Genomic DNA, 16,511 nt, shown 5'->3' with positions numbered 1-16,511 from the left:
AGGCGCGAGCGTGCCCGCGCCTACAGGGAATTGAGGAGAATTCGAACATGCTCCACGTCGAAAAACTGCACCAGTACTACGGCGGTAGCCACATCCTGCGGGGCCTGACGTTTGAGGCGAAGGTCGGTGAGGTCACCTGCCTGCTCGGACGCAACGGCGTGGGCAAGACCACCTTGCTCAAATGCCTGATGGGCCTGCTGCCGGCCTCGGACGGCTCCGTGAACTGGGAAGGCAAGACCATCACCGGGTTCAAGCCGCACCAGCGGGTACATGCCGGCATCGCCTACGTGCCGCAAGGCCGGGAGATCTTTGGTCGCCTGACCGTGGAAGAAAACCTGTTGATGGGGCTTTCTCGCTTCGGCGCCAAAGAGGCCCGGGAAGTACCGGCGTTCATCTACGAGTTGTTCCCAGTGCTGCTGCAAATGAAGCAACGCCGGGGGGGTGATCTCTCGGGTGGCCAGCAACAACAACTGGCTATCGGCAGGGCACTGGCCAGTCGGCCGCGCCTGTTGATCCTCGATGAGCCCACCGAAGGCATTCAGCCGTCGGTGATCAAGGAGATCGGCGCGGTGATCAAGCAGCTCGCGGCTCGCGGTGACATGGCGATCTTGCTGGTGGAGCAGTTCTACGATTTCGCCGCCGAACTGGCCGATCAGTACCTGGTGATGTCCCGGGGTGAAATCCTCCAGCAAGGTCGCGGAGCAAACATGGAAACCGAGGGTGTACGCGGGCTGGTAACGATCTAACCTGAAGCCTCCTGACGATAATGAGAAATGATGACTGCCGCTGCCCCTGACACCGTGTTCACCCCCAACTGGCACGCCGAGCTGGAGCTCGGCTACGCCCGACTCGGCGACAGCACGCGCCCGGTTCAACGCCGTCACAAAGGCCCGCTGCGGGTGCAAAAACACCTGTACGCCGAGGGCCCGCAAGTATGCCAGCACATCATCGTGCACCCGCCGGGCGGAATTGCCGGCGGTGATCGACTGGATGTCAGCGTCAACGTCGGTACCGACGCCTGGGCGCAACTGACCAGCCCCGGCGCCGCCAAGTGGTATCGCGCCGCTACCCCCGCCTATCAGCAGCTCGACGTGAAGGTGGCCGCTGGCGCCACACTGGAATGGCTGCCGCAGGAAACCATCGTCTTCAGCGCCGCCCAGGCCGAACTCGCCGCCCGGATCGATCTGCAAGGCGATGCCCGGTTGTTCTATTGGGATGTGGTCGCTCTGGGGCGTCCGGCCAGTGGCGAACGCTTCGCGTGCGGGCACTTTCAATCACGACTCGATATCCGCCGCGACGGCCAGTTGCTCTGGCATGAACGTCAGCGCATTGTCGGCGGGGATGGACTGCTCGATTCGCCGATCGGGCTGGACGGCTCACCGGTTTGGGCGACCTTGCTGGTGACCGGAGAGATTGACACTGAACTGCTCGAACAATGCCGCTCGCTGGCCAGCGACGTGCGCGGCGATCTGACCCAGCTGCCCGGGCTGTTGGTCGCCCGCTGCCTGGCCAGTGAGGCACTGCTGGCACGGAACTGGCTAATTGCATTATGGACGTTGCTTCGCCCGGCCCTGCTCGGCCGCGAAGCGGTGCCGCCAAGAATATGGAGCACCTGACTCATGCTGTTGCCTGCATTTGCAGACCACCATTTTTTATCTGCCCTGACGGATTGCCCATGGACCTGACCCCACGCGAAAAAGACAAGTTGCTGATCTTCACGGCCGGCCTGGTTGCCGAACGACGATTGGCCCGTGGCGTGAAACTCAACTACCCGGAAGCCATGGCCTACATCAGCGCGGCGCTGCTCGAAGGCGCACGTGACGGCCAGACAGTCGCCGAGCTGATGCATTACGGCACCACCCTGCTGACCCGCGAACAGGTGATGCAAGGCATCCCGGAAATGATCCCGGAGATCCAGGTCGAAGCCACCTTTCCCGACGGCACCAAACTGGTCACCGTCCACCAACCCATCGCCTGAGACCGCGCCATGACTTTTCACATCCGCGACGCCCTGCATGACGACCTGCCGGCGATCCGTGACATCTACAACGATGCGGTCCTGAACACCACGGCCATCTGGAACGAACAGGCCGTGGACCTGGACAATCGCCAGGCCTGGTTCGTCGCCCGCCAAGCCCAGGGCTACCCGGTCCTGGTGATCGTCGACGCCGACCACAACGTACTCGGCTATGCCTCATTCGGCGACTGGCGGCCCTTCGACGGATTCCGCCACACCGTCGAGCATTCGGTGTACGTACGCAGCGACCAACGCAGCAACGGTCTTGGCCCACGCCTGATGGAAGTGCTGATCGAGCGGGCCAGGGACTGCGGCAAACACGTGATGGTCGCCGCCATCGAAAGTGGCAACGCCGCTTCGATTCGCCTGCATGAGCGGGCAGGCTTCGTCATCACCGGGCAAATGCCCCAAGTGGGCACCAAGTTTGGTCGTTGGCTGGACCTGACCTTCATGCAATTGACCCTCGACCCCGGTGCCCAGCCACCGGTCTTTCACAAGGAGTGAAACACCATGAACGCCGCCCAACTGCGACACGTCAATGCCGAGAGTTTTGCCCACTACCGCCAGGGCCTGACCGAGCTGCTGTTCGATGCCGTCAATCACGGCGCCTCGATTGGCTTCATGGCCGACCTCGACGACAACCAGGCCCGCGCCTACATCAAGGCGCTGCAGGCTGACCTTGAGAGCGGCAGCCTGTTGCTGTGGGTGGTGGTGGATGAAGAGAAGGTCCTGGCCAGCGTGCAACTGGGGCTGTGCCAGAAAGCCAATGGTCGCAACCGCGCCGAGGTGCAAAAGCTGCAAGTGCTGTACGAGGCGCGGCGCCGTGGTCTTGGTCAACAGCTGATGAGCACCCTGGAGCTCGCTGCACGCCAGCACAAACGCGGCCTGCTGTACCTCGATACCGAAGCCGGTTCGCCGGCCGAGGCGTTTTATCAGTCTCTGGGGTACACCCGTGTCGGTGAACTGCCCAACTACTGCCAAAGCCCGGACGGTCGCTACACCCCGACCGCCATCTACTTCAAGACCCTGGGGCAACCTGAATGATTCCTGGCCAATATCAGATCGCACCCGGTGACATCGAGCTCAACGTCGCTCGTCGCACCCAGAGCCTGACCGTCGCCAACAGCGGCGACCGGCCGATTCAGGTGGGTTCGCACTTCCACTTTTTCGAAACCAACGACGCCCTGACCTTCGACCGCGCCGCCAGCCGCGGCATGCGCCTGAACATCCCCGCCGGCACTGCCGTGCGCTTTGAGCCGGGACAAAGTCGGGAAGTCGAACTGGTGGACCTGGCCGGTCATCGGCGGGTGTTCGGTTTTTCCGGGCAGATCATGGGTGACCTCGACTGACAGACCTCCCTCGCCACCATGGACGCGGACTGCCGCACCTCACTTTCAAGGCAAGCACATGAAAATCTCAAGACAAGCCTATGCCGACATGTTCGGCCCCACCGTAGGTGACAAGGTCCGCCTGGCCGATACCGAGCTGTGGATCGAGGTCGAAAAGGACTTCACCACCTACGGCGAAGAAGTGAAGTTCGGCGGCGGCAAGGTGATCCGCGACGGTCAAGGGCAAAGCCAGTTACTGGCTGCCGATGTCGTCGACACCCTGATCACCAATGCGCTGATCATCGACCACTGGGGCATCGTCAAGGCCGACGTCGGCCTCAAGGACGGACGCATCGCGGCAATTGGCAAGGCGGGCAACCCGGATATCCAGCCCGACGTCGACATCTCCATTGGCGCCAGCACCGAAGTGATCGCCGGCGAAGGCATGATCCTCACGGCGGGTGGCATCGACACCCACATCCACTTCATCTGCCCGCAACAAATCGAAGAAGCGCTGATGAGCGGCGTCACCACCATGATCGGCGGCGGCACGGGGCCCGCGACCGGCACCAACGCCACCACCTGCACCCCGGGCCCCTGGCACCTGGCGCGGATGCTTCAGGCGGCCGATGCCTTCCCGATGAACATCGGCCTCACCGGCAAGGGCAACGCCAGCCTGCCGGAGCCGCTGATCGAGCAGGTCAAGGCCGGCGCCATCGGTCTCAAGTTGCACGAAGACTGGGGCACCACCCCGGCCAGCATCGACAACTGCCTGAGCGTCGCCGACCGGTACGACGTGCAAGTGGCGATTCACACCGACACCCTCAACGAATCGGGCTTCGTCGAGACCACCCTCGCCGCCTTCAAGGGCCGGACCATCCACACCTACCACACTGAAGGTGCCGGTGGCGGCCACGCGCCGGACATCATCAAGGCCTGCGGTTTCACCAACGTGTTACCAAGCTCGACCAACCCGACCCGACCGTTCACCCGCAACACCATCGACGAACACCTCGACATGCTCATGGTCTGTCACCATCTGGACCCGAGCATTGCCGAAGACGTGGCCTTCGCCGAAAGCCGCATCCGCCGTGAAACCATCGCCGCCGAAGACATCCTCCACGACCTCGGCGCGTTCTCGATGATCAGCTCCGACAGCCAGGCCATGGGCCGGGTCGGCGAAGTCATCACCCGCACCTGGCAGACCGCCGACAAAATGAAAAAACAGCGCGGCCCGCTACCGGGAGATGGCGAGGGCAACGACAACTTCCGCGCCAAACGCTACATCGCCAAGTACACCATCAACCCGGCGATCACCCACGGCATCAGCCATGAAGTCGGCTCGATCGAAGTGGGCAAGTGGGCCGATCTGGTGCTGTGGCGACCGGCGTTTTTCGGGGTGAAGCCGACGCTGATCCTCAAGGGCGGCGCCATCGCCGCCAGCCTGATGGGCGACGCCAACGCCTCGATCCCGACGCCGCAACCGGTGCACTACCGCCCGATGTTTGCAAGCTTTGGTGGCTCGCTGCACGCCACCTGCCTGACCTTCATCAGCCAGGCAGCCCACGACGCCGGCCTCCCCGAAGCGCTGGGCTTGAAGAAGAAAATTGCCGTGGTCAAGGGATGTCGCGACGTGCAGAAAACCGACCTGATCCACAACGACTACCTGCCGAGCATCGAGGTCGATCCGCAGACTTATCAGGTCAAGGCTGACGGTGAGTTACTGTGGTGTGAGCCGGCAGAGACCTTGCCGATGGCGCAGCGGTATTTCCTGTTCTGAGGTGGTCTTCCTGCGCAGTGCCATCGGCGAACCATCCAGCGGGTTCTGGCGTTCCCGCTTATGTGGCGGAGAGGGCTTGGCCCTCCCCCTTGCTCAGGCGTCGCGATGGGCGGCTATTCGACGACCAACCGCCCCAACCGCTGCTTGAGCATCCGGTTCTCGGCACGCAACTGCTGCACTTCTTCAAGCAGGTCCAGCGCCAGGGCGACGCCTTCCCATTCCAGCTCCAGGTCGCGCCGCAATTTCGCGGCGCGTTTGGCCAGGGCCAGTTCGACGTCGTTGAAACGCCAGTCCCCGGGCTGTGCGCCCTGAGGTTCGAGGATGCCGTGCTCGACGATTTCGATCACGTAGACGTCGGGTAAACCGGTCGCCTCACAGAATTCTGCCATGTCCAGTTGAACGATCAGGGGACTGCTCATAGTCAATGACTCCATTGCTCAGGCGCTGGAATATGCGCCGATCAAAAGTGTTCTCGCGGATTGAACGCCGCCTTCTTCGCCAGTTCCTGCCACAAGGCCTTGACCTCGTCGTCACTGTGCTTGGGCATCACCGCCTTCAGCTGCACGAACAGGTAACCGCGTTCGCCCGCCTTGTTCAGCAGGCCATGGCCCTTGGCGCGCATGCGCTGGCCGTTCTGGCTACCGGCCGGGACCTTGAGGTTGATCTTGCCCGTCAGGGTCGGCACTGCCACCTCGGCACCCAGCGCCAGTTCCCATGGCGCCAACGGCAAGGTGATGATCAGGTTTTCGCCTTCCACATCAAATTTCGGGTGCGGTGCAAAGCGAATGGTCAGGTACAGGTCGCCATTGGCGCCACCACCGATACCCGGTGCGCCCTGGCCCTTGAGCCGGATGCGCTCGCCATCGGTGACACCGGCCGGGATCTTCACGTTCAGGCTCTTGCTGGTGTTGCTGACGTGCTGACCGGCAGCGTTGTACTGCGGCACCTGGAAGCTGATCTTCTTCGACTCGCTCGACAGGGTCTCTTCAAGAAAGACCGCCAATTCCATTTCCACGTCCTGCCCTCGCCGACCGGCGCTACGGCCAGGCTGTCCACCACCGAAGCCCGGGCCACGGTTACCGAAGATCGAACTGAAGAAGTCCGAGAAGTCACCTGCGTCCTGACCGCCGCCAAAACCACCACGGCTCTGCCAGCCCGGCGGCCCCTGGAACGGCTGGCCATGCTGGCCGTAACGGCGCAACTCATCGTATTCGGCGCGTTTGTCGGCGCTTTTCAGCGCCTCATACGCCTCCGAGGCGTCCTTGAACTTGGCTTCAGCGTCCTTTTCCTTGCTGACATCGGGGTGGTACTTGCGCGCCAGCTTGCGATAGGCGGCCTTGATCGCCTTGTCGTCAGCGGTCGGCTCCACACCGAGTATCTTGTAATAGTCTTTGAAGTCCATCGCTCGAATCACCATCCGTTATCGATACGCGCCGCCTGCCAGCTTGCACCGATGGGTCGCAGCAGGCTTGACCGATCTCAAGGTTGTGACCGGACAGCGCGTCAGAAGTTTATCGGCAGCCGGGCGAATCCGTTGATCGCGCCGTGGCTGCCAAGCCATGCCTGTAAGTTTGGGGAACAAGGATAGTCTTTCAAGGCGCGGAAAGCTGAGATTTAGCGGATAGTCGGCCTTCGGTTCTGTGCCGCACTGGCATACACTGCGCGGCCGTTTTTTAACCGGAACTCGAAAGACATGAAAAACGCATCTGCGGCCCGTGCCTGCGGTATCGACTTCGGCACGTCCAACTCCACTGTCGGCTGGCTGCGCCCCGGCATGGAAACGCTGATCGCGCTGGAGGACGACAAGATCACCCTGCCTTCGGTGGTCTTCTTCAACATCGAAGAACGCCGCCCGGTGTACGGCCGCCTGGCGTTGCACGAGTACCTGGAAGGCTATGAAGGCCGCCTGATGCGCTCGCTCAAGAGCCTGCTGGGTTCCAGGCTGATCAAGCACGACACCAGCGTGCTGGGCACGGCCATGCCGTTCAAGGACCTGCTGGGGCTGTTCATCGGCCAACTGAAGCAACGCGCCGAGGCCGCCGCCGGTCGGGAGTTCGAAGAAGTGGTGCTGGGTCGTCCGGTGTTCTTCGTCGACGACGACCCGGTCGCCGACAAGGAAGCCGAAGACACGTTGGTGGAAGTGGCGCGCAAGATCGGCTTCAAGGAAGTGTCGTTCCAGTACGAACCGATTGCCGCGGCATTCGACTACGAGTCGACCATCGAGAAAGAAGAGCTGGTACTGATTGTCGACATCGGCGGTGGTACCTCCGACTTCTCGCTGGTGCGCCTGTCGCCTGAGCGCCGTGGCCTGGACCAGCGCCAGGACGACATCCTCGCCACCGGCGGCGTACACGTCGGCGGGACCGACTTCGACAAACAGCTGAGCCTGCAAGGCGTGATGCCGATGTTCGGCTACGGCAGCCGGATGAAAAGCGGCGCCTACATGCCCACCAGTCACCACATGAACCTGGCGACCTGGCACACCATCAACTCGGTCTACTCGCAAAAATCCCAGATTGCCCTGGGCAGCATGCGTTACGACATCGAGGACACCGGTGGCATCGACCGTCTGTTCAAGCTGATTGAGCAACGCGCCGGGCACTGGCTGGCGATGGAAGTCGAAGAAACCAAGATCCAGCTGACCCACGCGGACAACCGTCATGTGCCGCTGGATCGCATCGAATCGGGTCTAAGCGTGGAGCTGAGCCGGGCACTGTTCGAATCGGCCATCGATGGCTTGCTCGAGCGCGTGCGCAATAGCGTCACCCAACTGCTGAACGACGCCAACGTGGGTGTCGAGCAAGTCGACACGGTGTTCTTCACCGGCGGTTCGAGCGGGATCCCGGCCTTGCGCAATAGCGTCTCGGCCATGCTGCCGAACGCGCGCCATGTGGAAGGGAACATCTTTGGCAGCATTGGCAGCGGTCTGGCGATTGACGCCATGAAGCGGTATGGCTGAGGGGCAGCTACAAGTTGCAAGCTTCAAGCGGCAAGCAAGAGCAAGTGCGGTGTTCGCAAGCTACTTGCAGCTTGAAGCTTAAATCTTGCAACTGCTCTTATACCAATCCCGCCTGCTTCAATTCGCTCTTCAGGTACGCGTAGTAAATCGGCCCTGCCACCACCCCCGGCAGGCCGAACGCGGCCTCGAACACCAGCATCGCCAGCAGTAACTCCCACGACTTGGCACTGATCTGCCCACCGACGATCCGCGCGTTGAGGAAGTACTCCAGCTTGTGGATAACAATCAGGTAACCCAGCGCCGCGACGGCCACCCAGATCGACAATGACAAACCGACGATGGTGATCAGTGTGTTGGAGATCAGGTTGCCGATCACCGGCAGCAGGCCCAACAGGAACGTCAGCACGATCAGGGTCTTGGTCAACGGCAGCTGGATCCCGAACATCGGCAGCACCACCGCCAGGAAGATCCCGGTGAAGACCGTGTTGAGCAGGGAGATCTTGATCTGGGCGAAGACGATATTGCGAAAGGCTTGCACCAGCAGATGCAGGCGATCGAACAGGGCGGCGGCTAAAGGTTTGCGCTTGGTGACATCCGGTATGCTCTGCAAGGCAATGATCGCCCCCAGCACCATGCCAATCAGCAACGTGACGAACATATGCGCAGCGTCCTTGCCCACCAGTTGCAGATCACTCAGGTGTTTGCTCAGCCATTCACCGATCGCCACGCGAAACTCCGCGGCACTGGCGGGCAGGTAGGCGTCGACGAACGGTGGTAGTTGCCCGCGCGCCTTGTCGACCACGCCCATGAATTTGTCCAGGGAGGCCCCGGGATTTTCCGCCTCATGCAACAAAAAGCTGAACGCACCGGCAAAGATCAACGCCAGCACACTGACCACCAGGGTGCCAAGCAACGCCACGGCGAGCCAGCGTGCTCGCCGCCCTTCTATCAGCCGTTGCAGCTGTGGCGTGAGCATGTTGACCAGCTCGAACACCAGTAATCCGGCCAGCAGGCTCGGCAGAAGTCGCAACGGCAATACCAGCAACAAACCACCAAAAATGATTACCCAACTGACTGACAGCAACACGTGACGCTGAGAAAACGTTGGCATACAGCCTCAAAACAAACGGCGTGAAAGGATCGGCAGTCTGCCAGCGTTCGGATGTCAGCACTAGGTATTGTGTCGGCAGACTTTTGGGCCTTAGTGTAGATAAAGCCTGCAACAGGTTCATCAACTATCCAGGCTGGTACGGCGATAGTGCTCGGGGGTGCAACCGGCCTGGCGCTGAAACATCGCAATAAACGCCGAGGCTGTGCTGTAGCCCATGTCAAAGGCGATTTCCTGAATGCTGCGAGGACTGTCCAGCGCCTCGATCGAGGCCAGGAACCGCAGGCGCTGACGCCATTCGCCGAAGCTCATGCCCAGCTCACGCACACACTGGCGCGCCAGGGTTCGCTCACTGACGTGGATCTGCTCAGCCCATTGCGCCAATGGCCGGTTGTCCCCAGGGTCGGCCTGCAAGGCTTCCAGTATGCCCAGCAGTCCGGCGCTGCTGGCGTAAGGCAAGTAACACTCATGCACCGGCGCCAGGTGCAACTGGTCCACCAGCACCTGGGCCAGGCGAACGTCGGCTGGGTGCTGCGCGATCTTCACGTCACGGGCGGCAAAGTCCTTGAGGATCGCCTTGAGGATGTCGCTGATCGCCAGGGTGCAGGCCTGCTGCGGCAGATCACGGCAGATCTCCGGTGCCAGGCACACCGCGCGGTAGGTGATCGGTTGAGCACTGTAAAAGCTGTGCTCGGTGTGCGGAGGCACCCACACCGCGTATTGAGGGGGCGACATGAAGCGACTGCCGGCGATGTCCATGTGCATTACGCCGTGCGCCGAATACTCGAGGGTGCCCCAGGGGTGGCGATGGGCCAATGCGTGGCTGTGGGCGTCGAAGTCGGCGTAGCGGAAGTACACCGGCGCCGGTAAACCGCTGAAATCCAGCAGATCGATAGGCTTTCTGTTCATGCTGTCCGGATTCAAGGGCGGGTTGTCTGGATCGAAGTATAGGCATTGATCCAGACAGGGGATAATCGCGCTTCATCAACGTTCTGGTTTTTCCCATGCAATACGCTTATCCCCTGCTGGCCATTTTCATCTGGGCCGGTAACACCGTGATCACCAAAATGTCGGCCGGTGCGATTTTCCCCGCCGAGATCGGTTTCTATCGCTGGCTGCTCGCCGGGATACTGTTCACGCCCTTCATGCTCAAACCGGTGATCAACCATTGGCCAGTGATTCGCCCGAACCTGACGAGGATCTTCATCCTCGGCGTACTGGGCATGGCGATGTATCAAAGCCTGGCGTACTTCGCCGCCGCCCTGACCACCGCCACCAACATGGGCATCATCCTGTCACTGATGCCGTTGATGTCATTGGCCATGGCGATCGTCAGTCTTGGCCAACGGCTGACGGCCGGTGCGCTGGCGGGGGCGGTATTGTCCTTGGCCGGGGTGCTGGTGGTGATCTCGTCCGGCAGCCTCGGCGCGCTGCTGGAGCACGGGGTCAATCTCGGTGATGCGATGATGCTGATCGCGACCCTGGCCTACGCGATCTACAGCACCCTGCTGAAGAAATGGCAGCTGCGCCTGCCGCCCCTGGTGCTGCTCTACCTACAGGTGCTGGTGGCGGTGGTGGTGCTGTTTCCGCTGTTCGTGGCCTCGCCCAAGGTCGGCCCGACCTTGCAGAATATTCCGCTGGTGCTCTACGCCTGCCTGCTCGCCTCGATGGTCGCCCCCCTGGCATGGATGCAGGCCGTGGTGCGCCTGGGGCCGAGCCGGACCACGCTGTTTTTCAACTTGCTGCCATTGATCACCGCCCTGATTGCCGCCGTGGTCCTGCATGAGCAGTTGGCGCTATACCACCTGGTGGGCGGGCTGATGACATTGGGTGGGGTGCTGCTGTCCGAGCGCTGGACCACTGTGCTCGGTCGCGCATGATCTTCTGTGGCTATATACCCGCTGCTTTCAACCGCTGCGCATGCTCGACAAACAGGCGCACCGGATCGGCGCCTTTGCCCACCAGCCCCAGCGACTGGTTAACAATGTCGAAATGATCCAGCGGGTAGTCATCGCCGATCACCGTCCCCAGGTGCGAGCTGTAACGCCCGACCATGCCGTCGCACTGCCCCGCCTCGCGGACAAAGGTGTGAGCGAACAAGCGGCAGCTACGGTTGGTGCCGTCCAGCAGATTGCCGCCCCGATCGGTCTTGCCGGGTTGCAAGGTGCCGGACCAGGAGTAGTAGCGCACACCGTTGACCCACTCAGGCCCCTGTCCGCCCCACGCTTCAGGCAAGCCCTGTGGATAACGCTGGTTGAACAGGGCAACGCCTTCGCCCGTCAGGGAGTTGTGCGAGGCGTCTAAGTCCACCGGCCATTTGCGCACGTGATGACCGGTTTCCAGTACCCCCATCACCCACGCGACCATGCGCAGTAGCGCACTCAGTACACGGCCTTTCGCACTGTCGGGCGGGTAGTGCCGGTGCAGGTAATCCGCCAGTTCCGAGCCATGGTTGGGGCCGGCAACCGACGTCACCGAGGCCACCAGATCCGGACGCTTGGCCGCAGCGTATCGGGCGGTCAGCGCACCCTGGCTGTGGCCAATCAGATTGACCTTGCCGGCTCCGGTTTCACGCACGATGTCCTCGATTTGCATCAGCAGTTCTTCGCCGCGGACTTCATTGGAGTTCACCGGCGAAACCTGCACGGCGAACACCAAAGCCCCACCCCGGCGCAACGCCGGGATGATCCCGTACCAGTACGGGTACACCAGCAAACGAACAAAACCGAGCATGCCCGGGACCAATACCAAGGGGTAGCGCGTGGCGGTTTCCTGCGACATGGGCAAACATCCTTGTGATCGTTGGGAAGGTCCAGGCTGGGAAGCAAGACGTCGGCCACCCGCCTCGCCATCGAAGATGACACCTTTACCCTGCGTCTATGACATTCCCCGACGCCTATTTCAAGCCTGCCACCCCCGCCACGATCAAGGCAACCGACACCAGCTTGACCGGCGTCAGGCTTTCGCCCAACAAGGCGAAGCCCAGGAACACCGTGCCCAGCGATCCGATGGCCGTCCAGATCGGGTAGGCAATGCTCACCGGCAATTCGCGCATGGCCAGGGTCAGGAAGTAGATCCCGCCCACGGCCGCCGCCACGGTGATCAGCGACGGCCACAACCGGGTGAAGCCTTCGGCGTATTTCATGCCCATGGCGAACGTCACTTCGAACCCGGCAGCGACCAGCAGGAACAACCAGGCCACTTCAAAACACCCGGGCCAGCGCCCGCAGGCGTTGCTCGGCCTCGGCGACTGACACGGCAAAAGTGCGTTCGGCGGACTCTTCACCTTCGGCCGCAACCACCGTGACCTCGTCGAGGCCGATAAACCCCAGCGCCGTGCGCAGCAAGGGATCGGCGTGGTTCATGGCCTCGTTCTCGCCACCGGGGCCGAAACCGAAACCGCCACGGCTGGTGACAATCAGGGCTTTCTTGCCCTTCACCAGCGGTTCGTACTGGGCGATGCCGTTGTCCAGCGAGTGGTTGAAGGTCAGGCCCAGGCGCACGATCTGGTCGATCCAGGCCTTGAGACCGCTGGGCACGCTGAAGTTGTGCATGGGCGTGGAAATCACCAGCCCATCATGCTCGAGCAACTCGGCGACCAACTGATCGCTGAGCGCCAGATCGGCCTGCATCGACAGGGACCGGGCCTCGGGGTCAGGATGAAAGGCCGCAGCGATAAACGCTTCGTTTACCGGCGGAATCAACGCCCGCCCCACTTCTCGACGGGTCAACTGCGCGTAAGGATGTTGTGCCTGCCAAGCCGCTAAAAACACTTCGGCCAAGCGCCGGGAATGGGAGCGGTCGCCACGGGGGCTGGCGTGAACCACAAGAATTTTACTCATCTCAATCTCCCGAAGACTAAACTTGAATAGCTTTCGGCTTGCAGCTTGAAGCTCGCAGCCGGCCTTCTTCAAATGAGTAAAAATCAGTCCGGATGAATTGATCTCATCCATGGAGTCCCACGATGTTCGCTTCGCTCCCCTTGACCGCCCTGCGTGCGTTCGAATCAGCCTCGCGCCTGCTGAGTTTCAAGGCGGCCGCCGAGGAGCTGTCAGTGACGCCAACCGCGATTTCCCACCAGATTCGCGCACTGGAAACCTGGCTCGGCGTGCCCCTGTTCGAACGCCTGCCACGCCGCGTGCAACTGACCGACGGTGGTGAGCGCTTGTTTCGTAGCCTGCATGGGGCCTTGCTGGAAGTGGCGCAGAGCGTCGACACCCTGCGCCCCCAACGCAGCGGCACCACGCTGATGATTTCCACCACCGCGGCCTTCGCTACTCTATGGCTGGTGCCACGCCTGGGGCGGTTCTACGCCAGCCATCCGAACATCAAGCTGCGCCTGGACACCCATTGCGAAGTGATCGACCTGCATCAGGACGCCAGCGTCGACCTGGCCATCCGCTATAGCCTGGAGGACTACCCGAACCTCTACGGCCAATGCCTGTTCGACGAACAATTCGGCGTCTACGGCTCCCCCGGGCAAGTGGCGCTGGCCAGTCGTCGACCACCGACATTGATCAGCGTGAATTGGCACAACGCCAAACTCTATGCTCACGGCTGGGCAGCCTGGTGCGCCCAGGCCGGGGAAACCTGGCTGAGCAACCACCCGGTCACCCGCGAATACGATGAAGAGCATTACGCCCTGCAAGCCGCGATAGCCGGCCAAGGTCTGGTGCTGGCCAGCAACATTCTGGTATCGGAAAGTGTCGCCAGTGGCTTACTGGTGGGTTATCGCCCAGAGGTTCAGGTCAATGGTGCCGGTTACAGTGCACTGTGCGTGCCGGGGCGCGAGCGGCATCCGTCAGTTCGGGCGTTTTTTCAGTGGTTGGAAGAGGAAGCACGACTGTCAGACCCACTACAGTCGATGTAACGAACATTGGGTCGATCTTCGAACCTATTCTGTCTTGGGAAGAAAAACACGCAGTAGGCATGACCGGTTTTCTAAAAGACCTGAAACGCCAACCCAATCCAATTGAAATCAGGATCGATCAAGCTCGCACATAAAACATAAACCATTTCACACAACAAAAACCCAAACCCATTTGTTTCACATCAATCCGCCTGCCACCACCGAATGAGATCTGAATATCCGCAAGCATGCATCCTGCCTACACAGCACCAATGGAGTATCAAACCCCATTAGCGCTCAACACCGACAACGGTGTAGTTCTCAACCCTTCACCGTCTTCGGCGCCTTACCCAACTTCATCTGCTCCAGCAACGGCGCACACTGGTTCGGCGCGTCCTCGCTCGGCGCCACCAGTGCCAGCAAGCCCGCTGCGGGGCCCGCAAGCACCCCCAGCGCCACCATCCCCGCGCCGCGCAGCATCAACGGCACGCCCTTGACCCCGGCTTCCGGCTTTATGAACGTGCCGCGAACATACAGCGGCGAACGCAGGGAAATCAGGCGCCAGCCCTTGGACTCGGGGGATATGGTCAGGTCCAGCTGTTCAGTGGCCATGTTGGCCGTGCCGTCGATGTAGACGATCGCGTTCTCGGTGTCGAACACAAACAGACGCGACGTCGCCAGGCCACTCTTGATACCGAAGTCGGCGGCGGCGCAGTTGATCTTCACATCTTGGTCACCAAAGATTTTGCCAACCACATAGTTGCCGATGTTCAGCCCCGCCAGTTCCATCAACTCACGACTGATTGCGCCATCGTTGATCAGTAGTTTCAGGTCGCCGTTGGCGCTGCCCAGCAACGCCGCCACCGAGTTGCCATGCCCCGCGATGTCGGCGTCACCGTTAAGCTCGCCCAAACTGGTCTTCATCAGCTCGAAGGTCGGGAACAACTGCTTGAGTTTGAAACCACGGGCGCTCAGTTTTGCCCGCCCTTCCAGTGGCGTGGTTCGACCGTCGAGGCGGACCTGCGCATCCAGCTTGCCGCCCGCCACGCCAAAACGCAGCGGCTCCAGATTCAGCTGACCGTCGGTGAGCACCACATGGGCAAACAGGTCGTTGAACGGTAGTTTCTCGCTGTGCACGATGTGCTTGCCGGTGAACTCGACGTCGGCATCCATGTCACGCCAACGCTCGGTACGAAACGCCTCGACCGGCAGTACCTTGTCTGCTGGCTGCTTGCTGTCACCGCCGCGTGCCTTTTGCTTGGCATTGGAGTCGGCGCCGATCAACGGTGCAAGGTCCGCGAACAGCAGTTGATTGGAGACCAGCGCACCACTGAGTTTGGGTCGTGGCTGACGGGCCACGTAAACCAGGTTGCCATGAATGTCGCTGCCGCCGATGGTGCCATTGAAGTCCTCATAGCGGAACGTCGCACCCTCTCGCGCGCGCAGGTTGGCGATCAGGTGACCGTCCGTGGCATAGGGTGAGGAGTCCGGCAGGGTGACGCCGGTCAACGGATAGAGATTGCCCAGGCTGGTACCGGCCAGCTTCAACCGCAGGTCCAGTGCACCGAGGCTCAGTGGGTCGGTGAGAGTCCCCGCCAGCTCGACCCGGGTATCGGCAATCCGGGCCTGTACCTGTAGCGGGAACGGTCTGGCCGCGTCCTGCAATGCCAATAGCCCGCCAATCTTGCCCTCGCCTGAAAGCACCTGGCCGTGATACAGGCCTTTGACCTTGAGCGCAAATGCATAGTCCTGCGGCGCCGCCCCCTTCTCCCGAGCTTTTTTGGCGGTCTTGTCCCCGACGATATCGCTGAACGGGATCGGTTTGCCCAACGGATCGATCAGCAGGTCGAGCGAGGTTTTCAAGTGCTGATCGTCGAGGGTGACATGCCCCTTGTCGAAGCCGATTGCACCGATTTCCACCCCCCAGCGGGACGGTTCGGCATTCGGATCCTTGGGATCGAAGGTGAACGTCCAGTTGGCGCGACCGTCCTCCAGTCGTTGCAGGCGTGCAACGGGTTCGGTGAGATCGATGCGCGGAATCACCACTCGCTGCACCAACAGGGCCAACGGCGAGATGCGCAACTCGACCCGCTTGAGATTGACCATTTGCGGCTGCTTCGACCAATCCGGGTTGCCCAGGCTCAGGTCCTCGGCCACCACATGGGGCCAAGGCACCCAGGCGCGCCAGCCTCCCTCGTCGACATCACGCTGCCAGACCACCGACAGGTTGCCGTTGATCGCGAAGGAACGATGCAACTCTTCGGACACCTTGGCATTGAGGTCGGGTTTGATCCGGTTCCAGTCAAAGAACAGGATGATCACGACCAGCGAGGCCATCAGCAGCGCCAGACTGGTGAAGGCCCAGGTGAATATTTTACGGGTGCGCGTCATTGCACAGGACTCCTGATGACCACTCGGCGCCCGTACTGCGGCGCACGCAAGAAACGCCAGGCCATGAATCGCCCGGGCA

The 16,511-nt window shown here is 61.5% G+C and carries 18 protein-coding genes; 10 read left to right on the top strand and 8 right to left on the bottom strand.

What is annotated here, in order from left to right; all coding sequences use genetic code 11:
• Nucleotides 1-47: 47 nt before the first annotated feature.
• From urtE to ureC, 7 genes are read left to right on the top strand one after another with little or no spacing between them, the layout of a single operon-like run.
• The gene (gene urtE / locus CKW07_RS10265; RefSeq protein WP_095144789.1) at nt 48-746 is read left to right on the top strand and encodes an urea ABC transporter ATP-binding subunit UrtE; all 699 of its coding nucleotides are present in this window, start codon (nt 48-50) and stop codon (nt 744-746) included.
• Nucleotides 747-776: 30 nt separating this feature from the next.
• Nucleotides 777-1,616, top strand: coding sequence for an urease accessory protein UreD (locus CKW07_RS10260; RefSeq protein ID WP_095144788.1), 840 nt, complete (start codon nt 777-779; stop codon nt 1,614-1,616).
• A 59-nt stretch (nt 1,617-1,675) separates the two neighbouring features.
• The gene (gene ureA / locus CKW07_RS10255; RefSeq protein ID WP_095144787.1) at nt 1,676-1,978 is read left to right on the top strand and encodes an urease subunit gamma; all 303 of its coding nucleotides are present in this window, start codon (nt 1,676-1,678) and stop codon (nt 1,976-1,978) included.
• Nucleotides 1,979-1,987: 9 nt separating this feature from the next.
• Nucleotides 1,988-2,521, top strand: a complete 534-nt coding sequence (locus tag CKW07_RS10250; RefSeq protein ID WP_095144786.1) for a GNAT family N-acetyltransferase — start codon at nt 1,988-1,990, stop codon at nt 2,519-2,521.
• 6 nt (nt 2,522-2,527) lie between these two features.
• Complete coding sequence (locus CKW07_RS10245; RefSeq protein ID WP_095144785.1) at nt 2,528-3,061, top strand: N-acetyltransferase; 534 nt, start codon at nt 2,528-2,530, stop codon at nt 3,059-3,061.
• Nucleotides 3,058-3,366 (top strand): urease subunit beta, encoded by a 309-nt coding sequence (locus CKW07_RS10240; protein ID WP_095144784.1) that lies wholly within the window; start codon nt 3,058-3,060, stop codon nt 3,364-3,366. The genes CKW07_RS10245 and CKW07_RS10240 overlap by 4 nt, the downstream gene beginning before the upstream one ends.
• Before the next feature lie 58 nt (nt 3,367-3,424).
• A complete protein-coding gene (ureC, locus tag CKW07_RS10235; protein WP_095144783.1) occupies nt 3,425-5,125 on the top strand; it encodes an urease subunit alpha in 1,701 nt (566 codons plus the stop codon).
• A gap of 113 nt (nt 5,126-5,238) precedes the next feature.
• Here the strand turns inward: ureC and CKW07_RS10230 are convergent, their stop codons facing one another.
• Together CKW07_RS10230 and CKW07_RS10225 are read right to left on the bottom strand one after the other, a co-directional pair.
• Nucleotides 5,239-5,544 (bottom strand): chaperone modulator CbpM, encoded by a 306-nt coding sequence (locus tag CKW07_RS10230; RefSeq protein WP_095144782.1) that lies wholly within the window; start codon nt 5,542-5,544, stop codon nt 5,239-5,241.
• Between the two features lie 41 nt (nt 5,545-5,585).
• Entirely contained in the window at nt 5,586-6,527 is a 942-nt protein-coding gene (locus CKW07_RS10225) for a DnaJ C-terminal domain-containing protein (RefSeq protein WP_095144866.1), read from the bottom strand.
• Nucleotides 6,528-6,818: 291 nt separating this feature from the next.
• On the opposite strand from CKW07_RS10225, the gene CKW07_RS10220 reads away from it, so the two are divergent.
• The gene (locus CKW07_RS10220; protein WP_095144781.1) at nt 6,819-8,084 is read left to right on the top strand and encodes an Hsp70 family protein; all 1,266 of its coding nucleotides are present in this window, start codon (nt 6,819-6,821) and stop codon (nt 8,082-8,084) included.
• A gap of 97 nt (nt 8,085-8,181) precedes the next feature.
• Here CKW07_RS10220 and CKW07_RS10215 read toward each other — a convergent pair whose 3' ends face one another.
• Both CKW07_RS10215 and CKW07_RS10210 read right to left on the bottom strand, forming a co-directional pair.
• Nucleotides 8,182-9,195, bottom strand: a complete 1,014-nt coding sequence (locus CKW07_RS10215; RefSeq protein ID WP_095144780.1) for an AI-2E family transporter — start codon at nt 9,193-9,195, stop codon at nt 8,182-8,184.
• 120 nt (nt 9,196-9,315) lie between these two features.
• The gene (locus CKW07_RS10210) at nt 9,316-10,101 is read right to left on the bottom strand and encodes a helix-turn-helix transcriptional regulator (RefSeq protein ID WP_095144779.1); all 786 of its coding nucleotides are present in this window, start codon (nt 10,099-10,101) and stop codon (nt 9,316-9,318) included.
• 95 nt (nt 10,102-10,196) lie between these two features.
• On the opposite strand from CKW07_RS10210, the gene CKW07_RS10205 reads away from it, so the two are divergent.
• The gene (locus CKW07_RS10205; protein ID WP_095144778.1) at nt 10,197-11,072 is read left to right on the top strand and encodes a DMT family transporter; all 876 of its coding nucleotides are present in this window, start codon (nt 10,197-10,199) and stop codon (nt 11,070-11,072) included.
• A 10-nt stretch (nt 11,073-11,082) separates the two neighbouring features.
• Here CKW07_RS10205 and CKW07_RS10200 read toward each other — a convergent pair whose 3' ends face one another.
• The 3 genes from CKW07_RS10200 to CKW07_RS10190 all read right to left on the bottom strand — a co-directional run bounded on the left by CKW07_RS10200 (nt 11,083) and on the right by CKW07_RS10190 (nt 13,034).
• Nucleotides 11,083-11,973: a triacylglycerol lipase gene (locus tag CKW07_RS10200; protein WP_095144777.1), complete on the bottom strand. Its 891-nt coding sequence runs from the start codon at nt 11,971-11,973 to the stop codon at nt 11,083-11,085.
• 115 nt (nt 11,974-12,088) lie between these two features.
• Entirely contained in the window at nt 12,089-12,394 is a 306-nt protein-coding gene (locus CKW07_RS10195) for a multidrug efflux SMR transporter (RefSeq protein WP_095144776.1), read from the bottom strand.
• Nucleotide 12,395: 1 nt separating this feature from the next.
• The gene (locus CKW07_RS10190; protein ID WP_095144775.1) at nt 12,396-13,034 is read right to left on the bottom strand and encodes an FMN-dependent NADH-azoreductase; all 639 of its coding nucleotides are present in this window, start codon (nt 13,032-13,034) and stop codon (nt 12,396-12,398) included.
• Nucleotides 13,035-13,156: 122 nt separating this feature from the next.
• Between CKW07_RS10190 and CKW07_RS10185 the strand changes: the two genes are divergently transcribed.
• A complete protein-coding gene (locus tag CKW07_RS10185) occupies nt 13,157-14,062 on the top strand; it encodes a LysR substrate-binding domain-containing protein (protein ID WP_095144774.1) in 906 nt (301 codons plus the stop codon).
• A gap of 300 nt (nt 14,063-14,362) precedes the next feature.
• Here the strand turns inward: CKW07_RS10185 and CKW07_RS10180 are convergent, their stop codons facing one another.
• Nucleotides 14,363-16,432 (bottom strand): AsmA family protein, encoded by a 2,070-nt coding sequence (locus CKW07_RS10180; RefSeq protein WP_095144773.1) that lies wholly within the window; start codon nt 16,430-16,432, stop codon nt 14,363-14,365.
• Nucleotides 16,433-16,511: the final 79 nt, after the last annotated feature.

The organism is Pseudomonas sp. Irchel s3b6, assembly GCF_900187415.1.
Classification (GTDB): domain Bacteria; phylum Pseudomonadota; class Gammaproteobacteria; order Pseudomonadales; family Pseudomonadaceae; genus Aquipseudomonas.
This window is presented reverse-complemented; position numbering and strand designations above follow the sequence as displayed.

What these genes read in the sequence shown, in the direction of transcription:
- CKW07_RS10210 (WP_095144779.1), bottom strand. Translation starts at nt 10,101, where the DNA reads ATGAACAGAAAGCCTATCGATCTGCTGGATTTCAGCGGTTTACCGGCG.
- CKW07_RS10205 (WP_095144778.1), top strand. Translation starts at nt 10,197, where the DNA reads ATGCAATACGCTTATCCCCTGCTGGCCATTTTCATCTGGGCCGGTAAC.
- CKW07_RS10220 (WP_095144781.1), top strand. Translation starts at nt 6,819, where the DNA reads ATGAAAAACGCATCTGCGGCCCGTGCCTGCGGTATCGACTTCGGCACG.
- CKW07_RS10180 (WP_095144773.1), bottom strand. Translation starts at nt 16,432, where the DNA reads ATGACGCGCACCCGTAAAATATTCACCTGGGCCTTCACCAGTCTGGCG.
- CKW07_RS10250 (WP_095144786.1), top strand. Translation starts at nt 1,988, where the DNA reads ATGACTTTTCACATCCGCGACGCCCTGCATGACGACCTGCCGGCGATC.
- CKW07_RS10245 (WP_095144785.1), top strand. Translation starts at nt 2,528, where the DNA reads ATGAACGCCGCCCAACTGCGACACGTCAATGCCGAGAGTTTTGCCCAC.
- ureC (WP_095144783.1), top strand. Translation starts at nt 3,425, where the DNA reads ATGAAAATCTCAAGACAAGCCTATGCCGACATGTTCGGCCCCACCGTA.
- CKW07_RS10260 (WP_095144788.1), top strand. Translation starts at nt 777, where the DNA reads ATGACTGCCGCTGCCCCTGACACCGTGTTCACCCCCAACTGGCACGCC.
- CKW07_RS10225 (WP_095144866.1), bottom strand. Translation starts at nt 6,527, where the DNA reads ATGGACTTCAAAGACTATTACAAGATACTCGGTGTGGAGCCGACCGCT.
- CKW07_RS10230 (WP_095144782.1), bottom strand. Translation starts at nt 5,544, where the DNA reads ATGAGCAGTCCCCTGATCGTTCAACTGGACATGGCAGAATTCTGTGAG.
- CKW07_RS10200 (WP_095144777.1), bottom strand. Translation starts at nt 11,973, where the DNA reads ATGTCGCAGGAAACCGCCACGCGCTACCCCTTGGTATTGGTCCCGGGC.
- CKW07_RS10185 (WP_095144774.1), top strand. Translation starts at nt 13,157, where the DNA reads ATGTTCGCTTCGCTCCCCTTGACCGCCCTGCGTGCGTTCGAATCAGCC.
- ureA (WP_095144787.1), top strand. Translation starts at nt 1,676, where the DNA reads ATGGACCTGACCCCACGCGAAAAAGACAAGTTGCTGATCTTCACGGCC.
- urtE (WP_095144789.1), top strand. Translation starts at nt 48, where the DNA reads ATGCTCCACGTCGAAAAACTGCACCAGTACTACGGCGGTAGCCACATC.
- CKW07_RS10190 (WP_095144775.1), bottom strand. Translation starts at nt 13,034, where the DNA reads ATGAGTAAAATTCTTGTGGTTCACGCCAGCCCCCGTGGCGACCGCTCC.
- CKW07_RS10240 (WP_095144784.1), top strand. Translation starts at nt 3,058, where the DNA reads ATGATTCCTGGCCAATATCAGATCGCACCCGGTGACATCGAGCTCAAC.
- CKW07_RS10215 (WP_095144780.1), bottom strand. Translation starts at nt 9,195, where the DNA reads ATGCCAACGTTTTCTCAGCGTCACGTGTTGCTGTCAGTCAGTTGGGTA.